This is a genomic window from Pseudomonas medicaginis (assembly GCF_965119365.1).
GTDB lineage: Bacteria > Pseudomonadota > Gammaproteobacteria > Pseudomonadales > Pseudomonadaceae > Aquipseudomonas.
This window is the reverse complement of record NZ_OZ221631.1, coordinates 4,022,715-4,039,773: the sequence shown is the minus strand read 5'-3', so window position 1 is coordinate 4,039,773 and position 17,059 is coordinate 4,022,715. Positions and strand designations below refer to the sequence as shown.

Below are 17,059 nucleotides of genomic sequence, written 5' to 3'. Positions count from 1 at the left end.
GACATCCTTATTCTTCGGTCAACGCAGAGCCGGCTCGGTCGAGCAGCGGCTTGAACAGGTAGTTGAGCAACGAGCGCTCGCCGGTACGTACGAACATTTCAGCCGGCATGCCGGGCTTGATCACCAGGCCGTTGAGCTTGTCCATCGCCACATCGCTGACGCTGCTGCGCAGCACGTAGTACGGTGCGCCGGTTTTCTCGTCGAGCATCTGGTCGGCGGAAACCAGGCTGACCTCCCCCGGCACCCTCGGCGTTCGGTTCTGGTTGAAGGCGGTAAACAGGATGTCCACCGGCAGATGAGGCCCCACCTTGTCGATCAGGTGCACCGGCAGATGCCCTTCCACTTCCAGCCGCGTGCCCTGGGGCACGATTTCCAGCAAGGTGTCACCCTGGCGCACCACCGCGCCTTCGGTGTGCACCTGCAGGTTCACGGCGATGCCGTCGGCGGTGGCGAGGATTTCGCTGTGCTGCAGTTCGAAACCGGCGGACTTCAGTTGCTGTTGCAGGGTTTCGCTCTTGAGCTGGGCGTCGGCCAACTGACTGCGCACTTCTTTCTGGTATTCCTCGTTGTGCTGCTGCAGCTTCAGCCGCGACTCGACGATCCCCTGCTCCACCCGCCCGCTTTCGCCGCTGTTCTGCGCCAGTTCCTGCTGCACTTGCGACAACTGGCGCTGATAGTCCAGCAGGCGGTTGCGCGGGATGTAGCCGTTGTCCGCCAAGGGTTGCAGGTTGCCCAGTTGCAAGCGCAGGGATTCGGCCTGGGCGGTCAAATCGCTGCGGGCCCGGCGCATGCCCGCCAGTTGCGCCGTGGCACCCTCGATGCTGGCACGCAACGCCGCCTGCTCGCGGGCAAAGGCCTCACGGCGACTGCTGAACAGTTGCCGCTGGCCTTCAAGCACCAGGGCCACGCGTGGATCGGGATCGCGACTCAGTTCAGCCGGGAAACTCACCTGCAACAGGTTGTCCCGCTCGCTTTGCCAGCGTGCCAGGCTGGCAAAGCTCATTCGGTACTGCGCCTGCAGTGATTGGACATCGGCGGCGGCCTGAGTCTGATCCAGGCGGAACAGCGGCTGGCCTTGCTTCACCGCCTCGCCTTCGCGCACCAGTATCCGGCTGACCACACCGCTGCTCATCGATTGCACCGCTTTACGCTTGCCTGAAACCACCACCGTGCCTTGCACGGGGATGCCTTGATCCAACGGTGCCAGGCTGGCCCAGGTGAAAAAACTGCCGGCGCCCACCAGCGCCAAAACCCAGCCCATGCGGGTGAAGAAACGGGCGTCGCGCTCCGGGCGCTCAAGGCCTTGAGTCGGTTCGAGGTTCATCTGGCCTTCCTTGCTCATGCGCCACCCGGTTTGCTGGCAGCTTGATACTGGCGACTCATGCTCAGCCCGTTGGGCGTCGCCGGGGGGCTGTTTGGCGGTGAGTGGCGCGATGATTCCGACTGACCGGACAGTGCCCGCAGCACTTGCTGGCTTGGTCCGAAGGCCTGTAGTCGGCCCTCGTCGAGCACCAGCAACTTGTCGGCCTGGGCCAGCGCCGAGGAGCGATGGGTGACCAGCACGACGCTGGTACCCTGGGCCTTCATCTGCGCGATGGCATTGGCGAGCGCGGCCTCGCCGACCGTGTCCAGGTTCGAGTTGGGCTCATCGAGCACCACCAGGCTCGGCCGGTCATACATCGCGCGGGCCAACGCGACCCGCTGCTTCTGTCCGCCGGACAAACCACCGCCGTCCTCCCCCAGCACCGTGTCATAGCCTTGGGGCAGGCGCAGAATCAGCTCGTGAACCCCGGCTTGTTGCGCGGCGGCGACGACTTTCTGCGGATCGGCGTGGCGAAACCGGGCGATGTTCTCGGCGATGCTACCGCTGAACAGTTCGATGTCCTGGGGCAGATAGCCGATGTGCGGGCCAAGTTGGTCGCGATTCCAGCGATGGATGTCAGCCCCGTCGAGGCGCACCGTCCCGGCGAGGGTCGGCCACACGCCGACCAATACCCGGGCCAGGGTCGATTTGCCGGAACCGGACGCCCCCAGTACGCCGAGCACTTCCCCCGCGGCGAGGCTGAAGCTGACCTGCTGCAACGTCGCGTTGCGTTGCCCCGGCGGCCCGGCACTCACTTGTTCAAAGCTCACGTGTCCCTTGGGCGCTGGCAGCGTCATGCCGTCGTCCTGGGGCGCAAATGCCTGCAACAGCGCATCGAGACGGCGGTAAGCCAGTCGGGCCCCGCTCCACTGCTTCCACACGGCGATCAACTGGTCGATGGGGCTCAACACCCGTCCCATCAGGATCGAACCGGCAATCATCATCCCGGCGGTCATGTCGCCCTTGATCACCAGCAGCGCGCCCAGGCCCAACACCAAGGATTGCAGGCACAGGCGCAGGGTCTTGCTCAAAGAACTGATCACCGCACCGGTATCGCTGGCCTGGTTTTGCAGGCCGAGAAAGCGCGAATGCACGGCAAACCAGCGGCTGCGCAGTGCCCCGAGCATTCCCATGGCCTGGATCGTTTCGGCGTTGTGCAAGTGGCTGGTGGCCAATTGGCTGGATTGTTGCGAATAAACGCTGGCCTGCCCCAGCGCTTTTTGGGTCATGGCCTCGTTCAAGCACGCCAGTCCGATCAACAGCAGCGTGCCGATGGAAGCGAACACGCCAAGCCAGACGTTGAACAGGTAAATCACCAGCAGATAGACGGGAAACCATGGCGCGTCGAAGAACGCGAACAACGCCGGCCCGGTGAGGAATTGGCGAATATGCGTAAGGTCGCCCAGGGATTGTCCTGCGTTGCCTTCACCCTGGCGCAGGTTGCGCTCGAAGGCGGCCCGGTATACCTGGAGATTGAAGCGCTTTTCCAATTGGCTGCCGATGCGGATGACCACGAAGCTGCGCACCATTTCCAGCAGTCCGATGAACACAAAAAAGCCCACCACCATCAGCGACAACATCACCAGGGTGGTTTCGTTCTGTGATGACAGCCCGCGGTCATACACTTGGAGCATATAAATCGAAGGTGCGAGCATCAGGACGTTAATCAGTGCGGTAAAACAACCAACACTGATCAGAATATTCTTATAATCGCCCAGCGCCTTAAATAGCGGCACTGCGGCAGCGCTCCTTGCCTTGTTCATGATCTTCCTTGCTGTTGGCTTCGCCAGCGAACCGGCCGTTAGTTCAACTCAGCCATCTTTTATTCTTTATTCGATTCACACTGACGCACACGCCCATTTGAACGAGCGTGTTTCGATCATTACTCAACTTACAAACCCGTTTAATGAGTGCCCTGAGACTTATTGCCGCTCAAGCCTAAGTATCAAACCGGACTTCAAGGTCATTTGGTAATGATGTTCCGGGCGCAGCCCCAGGTGCGTCCTGGAGTCTTGCTTGCCAATCAAGGACAGGCCATCGGGTTCCGTGAACCAGCGAACCGGCTCGTCTCCCAACCACTGCCCCAGGCAATCGGTTTGCCCCCCAAGGGTCTGGTCCGCCTTGAGTTCGACGAGGCAAGTGTTGGACGGTTTGTCCTGCATCGCCTGGCTTTGCGCGGTCTCCTGCGGGCTCGACAAAACGGCCTGCCAATGGCCGGCCAACTGCGAGGGTTCTGCTAACAACAAGCTGCGCGCCATGGCGACTTCTCCACAAAACATCATCAGCGTAGCGAGCAACCCGACAGTGACCTGAACGCTACAAGGCATCGATTCTCTACGCATTTGCTTGATCCTGGCCGGAGTCCCGCAGGAGCCGCTACCCCCACGGGACAGGGACATCAGGCCACGATATCCGAGGCCGCTGCCTGGCCAACGGTACTGACCAGGAAATCAGCCACGCCGTGCCCGGAAAAGTCCACCGACAGCAGGCTGTTGCCACCCGATGTCGACAGCACCGCATCCCCCGCCGCACCGGTGAAGGCACTGACGAAATGCAGGCCCGCGCCCTTGGTGATACCGGTCAGGTCGATCTTGTCCAGGCCACTGACGAAATCGAGGATCTGGTCCGTTGCCCCCGGCCGCGAATCGGAGCTGGCGGCGAACACGAAGGTGTCGGAACCGGAGCCGCCCCAGAGTTTGTCCGCACCACCGGCGCCCCAAAGGATATCGTTACCGGCACCGCCCTTGAGCTCGTTGGCCACTGCGTTGCCGATCAGCAGGTCGCTGCCCGAGCCACCGATGGCGTTTTCGATGACGGCCCCCTGGGCAATGGACACATTGCCCACCATGCCACCCACGTCGGAGAACGAGGCGTCATTGAGGTTGATCTTCTGGTTCTGGGTGAAGCCGGAGAAATCCAGGGTGTCGCGGCCGCCCGCGTCCCATACCGAAAACACCACTTTGTCCGACGACGACGAAGCACTGAGGAAGTCGCGACCGGTGTTGGAGTTGAAACCATAGGTCGAATCGCCGGTACGGGTCGTCGTATTGGCACCGTAGAGCTTCTGGATGGCCGCGATGTCATCCATCAAAGGACCCGAGGCGTAGGCTTCGACGCCACCTTTGCTGAAGTTCTGGTTGGTATTGCTTTCGCTCCAGTAGCTCATGACGCTGTAGCCACGGGTGTCCTGGCCATAGGTGGCATCATCATAGGTCGGGCTGCCTTCGCCGGCGTTGTAGTCACCCGGATGGGCCAGGCCGAGGGTGTGACCGATTTCGTGGGTCAGGGTCTGGCGGCCGTAATTGTTCAGGTCCGGGTTCTTGTTCTGGGTGTAGCTACTGTTGATCAGGTACCAGGACGTCCCGTCATAGCCGGCGCCCGTCCCCGGCAGATACGCGAACGCCGCCGCACCATCCTGGCCGCCGCTGTAGTTGCCGAAGGTCATGTGGCCATCGCCACCGCTGGCTCTTTCGGTGAAGGTGACATTGGCCACGTCCGCCCAGGATTGCATGGCCAGGGCGGCCTGGCCTTTCTGCTGGGCGCTGAACTGGCTGAAGCCGCTGATCCCGTGTTTGTTCATGGTGCTGAAAGAGGCAGACGTCAGGAAGGTATACGTCAGCTCGATCTTGCCGCTGCCGTCCCGGTCCTGATAAGCCGCCCCGTCGCGCAGTAACTGCGTGGCCGCCTCGTCGACGGAGTACGACGGCTTGCCGTTGACGGTCAGGTTACCGCCGCGGTCGTATTGGTGGCTGAAACTATTGACTTGGTTGAACGCATTACTCGGAGCCGCCAATTGCGGAGCCCAGAGCAGTTGTTCGGCAGCATCAATAGCGCTGTTTTTGACTTTCGACATAAACACACTTCCTTGTTTGCAAATGGAACAGTTTTAGTCAGACAGACGATCTCCGGCGAGATCGTCCTATCACTCGCCCAATGAGGACGTAAGAAACCTGACACAATTGGAAATCAAACGTCTAGCAATTTTTTCCGTTCAATTTCTCCCCTGCCCCTTAACACCCCATAAACAATAGACTTGCGCCTCGTTAGTGTGTGCCGTCAACCGCACGAGTTACAGATTGTCGGACAAAACTCTATTTAAATATTAAATATCCATAACGCTCCCTTTGCGCACGGCGTCGCACTTCGGCCAACTAAGTGCCAGCGAAATGCTATTAATGAATATTTACCAAGCCACTAGGGTTTACTTGCGCACACTTCCCGCAAACAACTTCGAAGCCAACGATGCACGGGGTCGGCGTCCATCCGTGGATGCCAGAGCATGGCGATCGTGAACCCAGGCACCGGGAACGGCAGTGCAAAGCTGTGCAGGCCGTTCCTCAGGCTGGTGGTGTAGCGCTCAGGTACGCTGGCGATCAAGTCACTGGACCGGGCCAGCCCCAGCGCCGAGGAAAAGCCTGGCACAGTGGTGACGATCTCCCGTGACAGGCCCAGTGCCGCCAGGGCCTGGTCGATGAGCCCATGATCCAGGCCGCGCATCGAGACGCCAACGTGTGCGCACGCCGCATAACCGGCGGCACTCACGGCCGCCTGGCTCAGCGGATGCCCTGTACGCACCACGCCAATCAAGCGGTCGCTGAGCAACGCCTGGGTTCTCAGCTCCGGGCTGGTGTCCTTGTCCACCACGGCCGTTTCCAAGTCCACGGTGCCTTCGCGAAGCGCCGTGCTGTCCCGGTCGGTCTTTTCCACGAAACACAGCCGCACGCCGGGCGCTTGCTCGTGAATGCGGGCGATCAGGTCGATGGCGAAGTTCTCCACGAACCCTTCCCGGGTGCGCAGTGTGAACGTACGGCTCAAACGCCCAAGATCCGGGATCGCCACCGGGCGCAACACCGCCTGGGCCTGCTGTACCAATTGGCTGACCTGTTCACGCAACGCCAGCGCACGGGGGGTCGGCACCAGCCCTCTCCCGGCTCGTACCAACAATGGATCACCGGTGGTTTCCCGCAACCTCGCCAGGGCCCGGCTCATGGCCGACGGGCTGAGCCGCAGCCGCCGGGCGGCCCGGGCCACGCTGCCTTCCGAGAGCAGCACATCAAGGGTGACGAGTAGATTGAGGTCAGGCAAAGACATGGCGCAATCCCGAATTGAATAGAGGGCGTCTGGTGCAGCTATAACCTGCAAATGCTGCGCCTTCCGCCATGTTATGCCCAGTTGTAAGGTTCTGACAGCGCCGTTTCGAGCGCCACGCACACAGGTGACACGATGAAACCCATCAACACACAACCAAGCCGGCCGACAACCGCACCCCTTAACCAGCCCTTTTCACCTCGCTGGGCCTTGGCCAGCCTTGCGCTCTCGACGCTGCTGGCCTCCCTGGGCGCCAGTGTGGCCGCCGTGGCGCTGCCGACGCTGGCCCAAGTCCTCGGCGCTTCATTCCAACAGGTCCAATGGGTGGTGCTGGCCTATCTGCTCGCCATGACCACGCTGATTGTCAGCGTCGGTCGCTTGGGCGACCTGATGGGCCGGCGCAAGCTGCTCCTGGCTGGCATCGCCTTGTTTACCTTGGCCTCGCTGCTTTGCGGCCTGGCGCCTTCGCTTTGGTTGCTGATCGCAGGTAGAGCGCTGCAAGGCCTGGGGGCCGCCATCATGATGACGTTGACCCTGGCCTTGGTTGGCGAAACGGTCGCCCAGGAAAAAACCGGCGGTGCCATGGGGCTGCTGGCCACCCTGTCTGCGGTGGGCACGGCTCTTGGGCCGTCGTTCGGCGGCCTGTTGATCAGCGGGTTCGGCTGGCAGGCTTTGTTTTTGGTCAACATTCCCCTCGGTCTGCTGACGCTAGGGCTGGCGTGGTACGCGTTACCGGTGCGGCAAGTGCCGCCGAAGGCCGAAAGGGTCCGTTTCGATATCACCGGCACGATTCTGTTGGCGTTGACGCTCGGCGCCTATGCCATGGCCATGACCTCCGGGCGCGGGGGTTTTGGCGGATTGAATATTGCGTTGCTCGTGGCCGCGCTGATAGGCGGTGGACTGTTCATTCGGGCCCAGTCCCGGGCCGTCTCGCCGTTGATCCCCTTGACGGTGTTTCGCGACACGTCATTGGTCTCGGGCCTGGCGACGAGCGCCCTGGTCGCGACGATCATGATGGCGACGCTGCTGGTCGGCCCTTTTTACCTGTCCATCGCCCTTGGACTCCCCGCGATCCTTGTCGGGCTGGCCCTCGCGGCAGGGCCGTGCGTCGCGGCGCTGGCGGGAGTGCCTGCCGGACGCCTGACGGATCGGTTCGGCGTGCAGCCCATGCGGCTAGCCGGCCTGGCGACCATGGCCCTCGGCTGCCTGATGCTGTCACTCGTTCCACCATCCCTTGGCGTCGTCGGTTACCTCGCTGCCATCGTCGTGACAACCCTGGGCTACGCGTTTTTCCAGACTGCCAACAACACGGCTGTCATGGCTGATGTGGTCGCCCAAAGGCGGGGCGTGGTTGCCGGGCTGCTCAACCTGTCGCGCAACCTGGGGTTTTTCACCGGAGCTTGCGTGCTCGGCGCGGTATTTGCGAGCGCAGCGGCGACGAATGACATCACCCACGCCAGCTCCGAAGCCGTGACGAACGGTCTGCACGCGACGTTCACCGTCGCCCTGGCGGCAGCGGTCCTTGCCTTGGTCATCGCGCTGAAATACCGCGTGCCAGAGCGGTTGAGCCAATCCCGTGACACGCCCAGCCAAGCGTGATGGCATTCTGAGCATGGCCGCTTAAGTCGTGATCCAAATCAAAAAAAGTGAACCCATCGCAAAACAGACTGAAAAAATCCACATGGGCTTCATTTTCAGGTGCTATTTTTAGTTCTCACTGGTAGAGCCATGATGGCTCTTCCTTCCTGACATGAGCAAAAGGAAGCGCTCGATTGAAGAAGGTGGGCAACACATGAATAAAGGATCTTTCAGCAAGGTTACGTTCCCCAACGCTTGCCAGTTGATGCGCTGGCACTTCCATCCCATGGGATTCGAAGCGAGCATGGATGCACCAGGCAGTATGGTTGCCCGGTTGTTTGATCGTGCCAGCGGCGAAACGATGATCGCCATCGCGGGGATCCCCTGCGCAACGGTGATGAACGCGCCGGATGTGGAGCGAATAATCGAGGCAGTGGAAGCCGAACTGGAAGCGTTTGTGCCACCGGTAGGGTTGCGACGGTTTGCTTCCTGATCGGGAACAGAATTGATCACTTGAAAGCGGCGCCTTCCTCTCCAGGGAAGGCGCCTTTTTTTCATGGGCCTCTGGAACGTTTTTGCCCCACCCCTCGGTGCCTGGCGACTCAGGACGAAGGTGTTTGCTTCATCCTTTGCGGACACGACGATGGTCGGCGAAAAAGGGCTTGTCCGCGGCAATACGATCCGAAGCCTTAGGCGCATTGGCCGCCTGGCCATCCTGCCCATCGACGTACCAGTAACAGTGTTGTACGGCGCGCGTGATGCCCACATACGCCAGGCGCAGGACTTCGTCTTTTTGCGCTGTGTCGTAGGGTTCGGCGTCTCCCTCCTGGCCTAGCCCGGCCATTCGATAGACTTGGTTCTTGTAGGGCGAACTGCTCAGGTGCTGGCAGTCGCCCAACAGGAACACCGCATCCGCCTGGAGCCCCTTGGCGCTGTGGTACGTCATTTGCCTGAGCCGCCGGGCATCGTACGGCAAGCTAGAATCAACATTAACTGTTGGCTTAATATGCCTTTCTATCAATAACTTATCGCTACTTTTTCGATACAACATCAAGATGGAATCCCCCTTGCGATAGTGCTCTTCCAATCGCAAGGCCATCCCTTCGTCATCTCGATCCAATACATTGACCGGACTCAGTGATCGAGGCATGCCGCCGGCCTTGGCTTTCTTGCCGGGGATAGACGCAGCGGCGCGCACGATGTGCTCGGCCGCGTCGATGATGTGCTGGTGGCTCCGGTAGTTGTCGGTGAGCATGACCCGGGTTGTCGCGGGTGAAGGGAATTGCTTGTTGAACGCCATGAAGTAGCTCGGCGAACTGCCCCGCCAGCCATAGATCGATTGCCAATCGTCCCCGACACACAATAAGGAAGAACGCTGGGCGCCGCGCCCCACATGCAACGCAGGACCACGGCTGCGGACCTCTCGAAGACTGGCGCGAAGCCAGGAGACGATCTGCGGTGACACATCCTGGAACTCGTCGATCATCAGGTGCGAAAGCGGCCTGAGCAAGGCATCACCCAACAGTTTGAAGTTTTCCGGCGAGTGCTCGCTGAACAGCGCGAACATGCGGTTGTAGGTCATGATCGGCGGCGTTTGATCGAGCAGATGATCTTCGAATGCCCGCCAGTAGCGACTCAACGCCTCGAAAAAATACCGATCGGGGTCATCCTGGGCAAAGGACATCCGCCCCACGGCATCCGGGACGTCCAGGCCAAGATTCTCGATAAAGCCTGCCGCCGCGACAAAACAGTCCAGCAATGGCGCCGAACCCAGTTCGCCCTTGACCTTATAGTCGAACCCCGGCCCGGCGCTGGCGTCGCCAGCCATCGATGCAACCACACGCTTTGAGCCCTCATAACTCTCTAACCATATCAGCGGCTTACGACAGAAAGCTTGAAACAGAGTGCGCTTTACCGCCCACTCCGCACGGATACTCAACTTGGCCCCGGGACGACTGAGCCGGGCGTCTTCCCCCGGATCGAAACCCAGCATCACCCAGGCATCCAACGAAGGCGCGTAACCGTGACAGTGGAATGTCGAACCGTTGATTTCAAAGGCCTGCCGCTTTGGCTCGATTCCCTTGATTGGCCAGGCACCGGCGCGAAACCACAGGTCTTCGACGGCATCGCACAACTCTTCATCGCGCTGGGCCGCCAGCTCGGTCACGGCCACCCGTTTTTGCACATCCGGGTGATCGCGTTCCAGTTCCTTGAGTTGCAGGGCGTGGCGGGACAGCGGTTGGATCAGCTCACGGAAACGCGCGTCACGTTGGTAAAGCGCGTAATAGCAGGCGTTGAGTTGCTGGCGCTGGACATCGTTGATACGCAAGTCGAAGGGATTGCCTTGGGCGTTGTCGTCCGCTTCAGCGCGATGGCTCAGGGTCTCGAAGGCCTGGAGCCGCTCTAACCCGGGCAAACTGCGAACCATGGGCAAGATGCGCGAATGGAAGGTCCGCACCAGGTCGCGAGCGTCCTTGAGGCTGACGGTTCGCCCCCACAGGGCAAACACTTCGATCAGCTTCTGGATGAAGTCCTTGCGCGACTCCCGGGTAAACGTCACCACGGTCATTGAGTCCAGTTCGAAGCCCAGGTAATGGGACAGCAGCACGATGCGCAGCACCAGGGTCGTGGACTTGCCCGCACCCGCACCGGCGACCACCGAGGTCGACGGTGTGTCGCTGAAAATCATCTTCCACTGCGCGGCACTCGGTTGCGCATGCGCCGGCAGCAATCGGGCGACGTCCGCTTTGATGCGTTTCTTCAATTCGGCAGTCAGCGGCAGGCGCCAGTCATCAAACAGTAAATCGTCCACCTGGGGTGCCGGATGCTCGGTGCTGCGGGAGTCACGAATCAACAGGACCTGGCGGCCCTCCTCGAGCCCTTCGGCCCGACCTTCCTTGTAGCCATAGTCGAAACCGGCGGTATGACCGCTGCGAAAGCCGTCGGCCTGGCCGTGCAACCAGGACGCTCGATGCTGGGCGCGCAGGCGCGTCAGACCATGGCCGAAGAACCGGGCGGCCAGGCGTTTGAGCAACGGCATCTGGGCCAGGGGTAAAAGCTCGGGAGGAAGATCGGGAGTGTGTTGCGACACGCTGGGACTCCGGTGTTCATGAATCATGGCGGCTATGGTGTCTGTATTTGCCGTCAGGTTCCACTCAAAAGCTTTTAAGTCATGGGTTTAGGCGATGAAGTGAAAGTTGGCTCACGATTTCACATCTAATTAGGCGATAGGTTTGACGCGTTTTTTACGCTTTTTGTCGATGATTTCCTTCGCGAGAATAGCGCTATCAACCATCGCTTTCGCTCCCAGCGGAAAGGACACGAACATGCTCGAACTCAGGCCCTTCGCCACCTTGGGCGCCGCCAACCACGGTTGGCTGGATGCCCACCACCATTTTTCGTTCGCCGAGTATTACGACCCGCAACGCATGCATTGGGGCAACCTGCGCGTCTGTAACGATGATGTCATCGCCCCAGGCAGCGGCTTTCCTCAGCACCCGCACCGAGACATGGAAATCATCACCTATGTGCGCGAAGGTGCGATCAGCCATCAGGACAACCTGGGCAACAAGGGCCGCACGGAGGCAGGTGATGTACAGGTCATGAGTGCGGGCACTGGCATCGCTCACAGCGAGTACAACCTGGAATCGACGGCCACCCGCATCTTCCAGATATGGATCATCCCTAATGAAGAAGGCCTGGCACCGTCATGGGGCGCCAAACCGTTTCCCAAGGACTCCCGCGAAGGTTTCGTGACCCTGGCCAGCGGCAAGGCCGGCGATGACCAAAGCCTGCGCATCCGTGCCGACGCACGGTTGGTGGCGGCCAACCTCAAGGCGGGTGAAAGTGCGGAATATCGGCTGGACGTCGGACGGCGAGCTTATCTGGTGCCGGCAACAGGATTAATAGAAATCAATGGCTTGCGTGCACAAGCTCGAGACGGTGTTGCGATTGAAGATGAACGGGTATTGCAGGTGACCGCCATTGAAGACAGTGAAATCGTGCTCGTCGACCTGGCCTGAATCCTGCGCTGCTGCTTGTGGTGAGGGCGCAAGCTCCCTCACCACAAGGCCACATCACTGACCGGAAATGGCGCCATCCACCAACGTTTGCGCCTCAGCCACCAATTGCTTGAGGTGCGCGTCGCCAAGGAAGCTTTCGGCGTAGATCTTGTAGATATCCTCGGTCCCGGACGGGCGTGCCGCAAACCAGCCGTTTTCGGTCATGACCTTCAGGCCGCCGATGGCCTGGTCATTGCCCGGCGCATGACTGAGGATATTCTGGATCTTCTCCCCGGCCAGTTCGGTAGAGGCCACCTGATCCGGCGATAGCTTGCTCAACAGCGCCTTCTGCTGCGGATTGGCCTTGGCATCGACGCGTACCGAGAACGGCTCGCCCAGCTCGTCAGTCAACGCGCGGTAGGCCTGGCTCGGGTCGCGACCGGTGCGCGCGGTCATTTCCGCTGCCAACAGCGCCGGGATCAGGCCGTCCTTGTCGGTACTCCAGACGCCGCCGTCCTTGCGCAGGAACGAAGCACCGGCACTTTCTTCTCCCCCAAAGCCCAGGGAACCATCGAACAGACCGTCGGCAAACCACTTGAAGCCCACCGGCACTTCATAGAGACGGCGCCCCAGGCGCTTGGCGACGCGATCGATCAGGCCGCTGCTGACCACCGTCTTGCCCACACCGGCATCGGCCCGCCATTGAGGGCGATTCTGGAACAAGTAGTCGATGGACACCGCCAGGTAATTGTTGGGTGCCAACAGGCCGCCGGACGGCGTCACGATGCCATGGCGGTCATGGTCCGGGTCGCAGGCGAAGGCCACGTCGAAGCGCTCCTTCAGGCCAATCAACCCTTGCATGGCATGGCTGGAAGAGGGGTCCATGCGGATCTGCCCGTCCCAGTCGACCGTCATGAAACGGAAGGTGGAGTCCACGTGGGTGTTCACCACGTCCAGGTCCAGGCGGTAATGCTCGGCAATGGCCGGCCAGTAGCGCACGCCCGCGCCCCCCAACGGGTCGACACCCAGGCGCAACCCGGCGGCGCGGATGGCATCGAAATCGATGACATTGATCAGGTCTGCCACGTAGGTGTTGACGTAGTCATGACGGTGGGTGGTATCGGCCTTCAGGGCCTGCTCGTAGCTGACACGCTTGACGCCAGCGAGCTGGTTGGCCAACAGCTCGTTGGCCTTGGCTTCGATCCACTTGGTGATATGGGTATCGGCCGGGCCACCATTGGTGGGGTTGTACTTGTAGCCGCCGCTTTGCGGCGGGTTATGGGACGGCGTGATGACGATACCGTCCGCCAGGCCCGAGGTGCGACCACGGTTGTAGCAGAGAATGGCGTGGGAAACCGCCGGTGTCGGGGTGTATTCATCCCCCTCGGCGATCATGACGGTCACACCGTTGGCCGCGAAGACTTCCAGTGCGCTGGCGCCTGCGGGGGTCGACAGCGCGTGGGTATCGATACCGACGAACAGCGGTCCGTTGATGCCCTGGGCTTCGCGGTACAGGCAGATCGCCTGGCTGATAGCCAACACGTGCCACTCGTTGAAGCCCAGGTCAAAAGAGCTGCCACGGTGACCGGAGGTGCCGAAAGCCACGCGCTGGGTCGCAACCGAGGCATCGGGGCGGCCGGTGTAGTAGGCCGTCACCAGTCGCGGGATATCGATCAACAACTCTGCCGGTGCCGGCTTGCCCGCAAATGGACTGACTGTCATGCAAAACCTCTGAGTGGAGTGGCTCGGGAAATGGGGTGCAGTTTACTGACAGTTCGACCATGGCGCGATGGGTTCGATCCATCGCGCCGATTACGATTGTTCCAGCCTCAAGGCATCAGCCAGCGCGCAGAGTGCAGCGTCCAGGTCCTGTGGCCCGTTGAGCGCATGGGTCAGGCGCATATGCTGCCCATACAGGCCATGCAGGCTGAACAGTTCTCCCGGCGCAATGACGATTCGCTGGGTCAGCAACCGATGGAAAACCCGCCGCAGATCAACCCGTCGCGTCGAGCGCAACCAGAACGTCGCGCCACCTTGGGGTTCTGCCCATTGCAGGCTGTCCCCCAGCCGCTCGCGCAACCGTTGTGCGGTTGAAACCGCGCTCTCGCGCAGCAGACGCCGCAACACCAGCAAATGCTGGTCAATCCGACCATTGCTGTACAGCCGGGCGATGGCTTTCTGGCGGATCGGCGACAGGCGAAACGCCCTCAGCAGGAAATGCCGCTGCAGGTGCAAGGTCAACTGGCGCGACAACACGTAGCCATACGGTGCCTCTGGACCGATGGTCTTCTCGAAGGAGGAATAGACGATCAACCGGTCCGGGTCGAGCAGGTCGCGAAAAGGCGTCGCCCCGGCCTCGAACGCCAGGTCGGTATGGCTGTCGTTCTCCAGCACCCAGGTGCCGTGCCGCTCCAGCAGATGGGCGATGGCGCGACGGTTCTCTTCAGGAATCAGCGAACCCGTTGGCATGTTCAGGACTGACGACAGCACCACCAGGCCTACCGTTTCGCTCTCCAGCAGTTCTTCCAACTGTTCGGTATCGATTTCCCCGCCGGCCAGCAATGGCAGCTCGATGAGGTGGATGTCGGCGGCCTGCAGCAGGCGCAATACGGCCCAGTCGCAGGGTGACTCGATCAGTACCGTTGCCCCCCTGAGTGCCAGCACCGCAATCAGAATCTCCAGGACACCCCGCAGGTCGGCGCCGATGTAGACGTCATCGGCGTTCCAGCAACGGGCCGGCGAAGACGTATAGCGGGCAGCCAGGGCGGTGCGCAGTTCCAGCTCGCCCCAGGGCTGCGAGGGCGTCTGCGAGGAGCGTGGGTACTGGCGCAGCAGCTCCCGCTCGAGCAACAACATCGGGCTGTCCAATGGCTGCAGCGACGCCGGCTCATCCGCGCTGAGCACCCGCATGCCTGGCCGACGGGCATTGACATACAAGGTTTCGAGCAAATCGCCACCGCCGTCCAGGGGGGTCATGCTGGGGGCTGGCAGCGCGTAATAACCGGACTTGGCGATCGAATAGACCCGCCCTTCCTTCTCCAGCAACGAATAAGCGTACTGGATGGTAGAGATCGACACATTCAAACGTTCGGCCAGTTGCCGCAGTGAAGGCAGGCGCACCCGCGCATCCACCTCCAGTTCGTTGATCAGCGTGGTCAGGTAGCGATAAACCGCCTGGTAGGCGAAATCTGTTTCCCGGCAACCTTTCATGGGATCACGCCAGGAAAGCGGGTTGCAGTCGGTCGGGTCGCAACATCGGGCATCATGACCAGGGACGAGATAGACGAGTCCATCAAACCTCGTTCCTCAGTGCCTGGCCGAGCGTTCGTGCGGCTCATCGTCGACCTGTCCGGCTTCTGCTGCATCTACGTCGTCAAGGGCCTGCTGCAGATCCGTTCCCGCAACCGCTTCCGATTGTTCCGGTGCAGTGATGCTCGCCCGGTACAGCTTGCCCAGGATATCGATGGGCAAGCCACTGACGTCGACCATCCATTGCGCGACCTGATCGGCGACGGTCGCGCCCTGCATGGCCTTGTGCAGGTCCGGCATCGCCACCAGCATGCCTGGATGGCAACAACGCAGGAAGTGTTCCAGGCCCGCGCCCTGCCCCACGAACGGGGCAAACAGCATGCACACCAGTTGCGTTTCGCTGAGCCCCAGGATCTTTTGCGCTTCGAGGGCCGCGTAGGCGCGGCGCTCGGGAATCGATGCCGGTGAGCCGAACAGCGACCGAGCCTGCTCGCAGGCGTGTTCCGGCAATTGCTTGCGATGCATGATCATGATCGCCCGCTGCACGTAGTCGCCGTATCCCGTTTCGTAGCTGCGCCCTTGCACGTAGCAGGCCTGCAGGCCATGCAGATGGGCCGACAGCAACGGACTGAGGTATTCGTTTTCAGGCGCCGAGGGCATGAGTCCATCGGTCCGAACCCGCAGGAATTCGTTGAAAAGCGGCCAGTTGGTGCCCTCCAGGCGGTCGACGATCAGGTCGTCTATGCGGATGTGGCTCATCCGCCGACAGGCCTCGAAATGCCCCTCGGGCTTCCACGCGCCAAGGCGCTCGGGACCATAGAAATGCTCGTAGAGATCGTTGTTCAAGGCATCGAGGTGCGCAAAGAGGCTGTCGAAACAGCCGATGTTATCGGTCGGCAGGCCGATCTTGCGGGCCGCGCGGCGCAGACCTGAGATGAACTGTTTTTGCTGGCGCGGCGTATCGCTGCTGACCATCGAATCCACGCCGGCCTCCCAACGGGCCATGTGCCGGTAGAACTCGGCCATCGCCAGGTAACCGTCGCTCCCGATTTCCAGGGGGCCGTCGATCGAGCGCAGGTGCCCCAGAGCCAGCAGGTCCATGCGATTGGCTTCATGCCCCGCCACCGACAAGGGCTGCCGGTGATTGAACGGCAACACCTCGCGGTTATCCGCCATCAGCAACTCGACCCGTGAATCGTCATAGACAAACAGTGCGCTGTAGCAGCGATGGATGTTCTCCAGCGTCGCCTGGGTGGTTTCGCTCAGGCGTGGCGTGGCGACCCGCAAGGCGAAGGTCGTCGGATGCCGGCCCGCGATACTGAGCTGGGCGGCCCGCAAGGCCGTCAATACGTAAAAGCTTTCCCGGCTCCCGTTCTGAACCGTCAGCACACGATAATCGCCAATCCGGTCGATGCCTCCAGCGGCGACAACCAATCGCTGGATCAAAAGCTGCAACGCGGTCCGTTCGGCCCGGGAATAAAAACCCAACAATCGCTGCAGTATCTGTTGATACACGTGAGTCATTGCCTGCTCATGAATTGCACTCATAGCCATATACCTGAAATTCAACTATCGGCGCCGCACCCGCACCAACGTGACCGCGCGACGTTTTGGTCTGAATGGATCGATCTAGTACTCAAAGAGTATTAGCAATACGTTCAAGCATCGCTTGTCGTAATTATTTGATACATACGCAGGAAGTCACCCCGCGCGCTTGGCCACCCGCGCCGGGGGCCTTGAAATACGGGGCCTAACCGGACCAATGACACGTCCTAGGAGA

General features: G+C 61.1%; 12 protein-coding genes. 3 read left to right on the top strand and 9 right to left on the bottom strand.

Features of this window, described 5'->3' with window-relative positions; translation table 11 throughout:
• Positions 1-7: 7 nt before the first annotated feature.
• The 5 genes from ACMTA2_RS17780 to ACMTA2_RS17760 form a co-directional block, all read right to left on the bottom strand.
• Complete coding sequence (locus tag ACMTA2_RS17780) at positions 8-1,342, bottom strand: HlyD family type I secretion periplasmic adaptor subunit (RefSeq protein ID WP_413791041.1); 1,335 nt, start codon at positions 1,340-1,342, stop codon at positions 8-10.
• The gene (locus ACMTA2_RS17775) at positions 1,339-3,126 is read right to left on the bottom strand and encodes a type I secretion system permease/ATPase (protein ID WP_413791040.1); all 1,788 of its coding nucleotides are present in this window, start codon (positions 3,124-3,126) and stop codon (positions 1,339-1,341) included. Before ACMTA2_RS17775 ends, ACMTA2_RS17780 begins: the two co-directional genes overlap by 4 nt.
• Positions 3,127-3,285: 159 nt before the next feature.
• On the bottom strand, positions 3,286-3,621 hold the full coding sequence (locus ACMTA2_RS17770; protein ID WP_413791039.1) for an AprI/Inh family metalloprotease inhibitor: 336 nt from the start codon (positions 3,619-3,621) through the stop codon (positions 3,286-3,288).
• A gap of 140 nt (positions 3,622-3,761) precedes the next feature.
• Complete coding sequence (locus ACMTA2_RS17765; protein WP_413791038.1) at positions 3,762-5,216, bottom strand: serralysin family metalloprotease; 1,455 nt, start codon at positions 5,214-5,216, stop codon at positions 3,762-3,764.
• A gap of 341 nt (positions 5,217-5,557) precedes the next feature.
• Positions 5,558-6,454: a LysR family transcriptional regulator gene (locus ACMTA2_RS17760; RefSeq protein ID WP_413791037.1), complete on the bottom strand. Its 897-nt coding sequence runs from the start codon at positions 6,452-6,454 to the stop codon at positions 5,558-5,560.
• Between the two features lie 132 nt (positions 6,455-6,586).
• Here ACMTA2_RS17760 and ACMTA2_RS17755 point away from each other — a divergent pair, with 132 nt between their 5' ends.
• The gene (locus ACMTA2_RS17755; protein ID WP_413791036.1) at positions 6,587-8,050 is read left to right on the top strand and encodes an MFS transporter; all 1,464 of its coding nucleotides are present in this window, start codon (positions 6,587-6,589) and stop codon (positions 8,048-8,050) included.
• Between the two features lie 193 nt (positions 8,051-8,243).
• Entirely contained in the window at positions 8,244-8,522 is a 279-nt protein-coding gene (locus ACMTA2_RS17750) for a DUF1652 domain-containing protein (RefSeq protein ID WP_003201764.1), read from the top strand.
• Between the two features lie 129 nt (positions 8,523-8,651).
• Here ACMTA2_RS17750 and ACMTA2_RS17745 read toward each other — a convergent pair whose 3' ends face one another.
• The gene (locus ACMTA2_RS17745) at positions 8,652-11,120 is read right to left on the bottom strand and encodes a UvrD-helicase domain-containing protein (RefSeq protein ID WP_413791035.1); all 2,469 of its coding nucleotides are present in this window, start codon (positions 11,118-11,120) and stop codon (positions 8,652-8,654) included.
• A 235-nt stretch (positions 11,121-11,355) separates the two neighbouring features.
• On the opposite strand from ACMTA2_RS17745, the gene ACMTA2_RS17740 reads away from it, so the two are divergent.
• Positions 11,356-12,051 (top strand): pirin family protein, encoded by a 696-nt coding sequence (locus tag ACMTA2_RS17740; protein WP_413791034.1) that lies wholly within the window; start codon positions 11,356-11,358, stop codon positions 12,049-12,051.
• 54 nt (positions 12,052-12,105) lie between these two features.
• On the opposite strand, the gene pgm is transcribed toward ACMTA2_RS17740, so the two are convergent.
• The 3 genes from pgm to ACMTA2_RS17725 form a co-directional block, all read right to left on the bottom strand.
• On the bottom strand, positions 12,106-13,752 hold the full coding sequence (gene pgm, locus ACMTA2_RS17735) for a phosphoglucomutase (alpha-D-glucose-1,6-bisphosphate-dependent) (RefSeq protein WP_413791033.1): 1,647 nt from the start codon (positions 13,750-13,752) through the stop codon (positions 12,106-12,108).
• A 90-nt stretch (positions 13,753-13,842) separates the two neighbouring features.
• Positions 13,843-15,240, bottom strand: a complete 1,398-nt coding sequence (locus tag ACMTA2_RS17730; protein ID WP_413791032.1) for an aminotransferase-like domain-containing protein — start codon at positions 15,238-15,240, stop codon at positions 13,843-13,845.
• Between the two features lie 96 nt (positions 15,241-15,336).
• Positions 15,337-16,827 carry a hypothetical protein gene (locus ACMTA2_RS17725; RefSeq protein ID WP_413791031.1) on the bottom strand — a complete coding sequence of 497 codons (1,491 nt, stop codon included), beginning with the start codon at positions 16,825-16,827 and terminating at the stop codon, positions 15,337-15,339.
• Between the last annotated feature and the right edge of the window lie 232 nt (positions 16,828-17,059).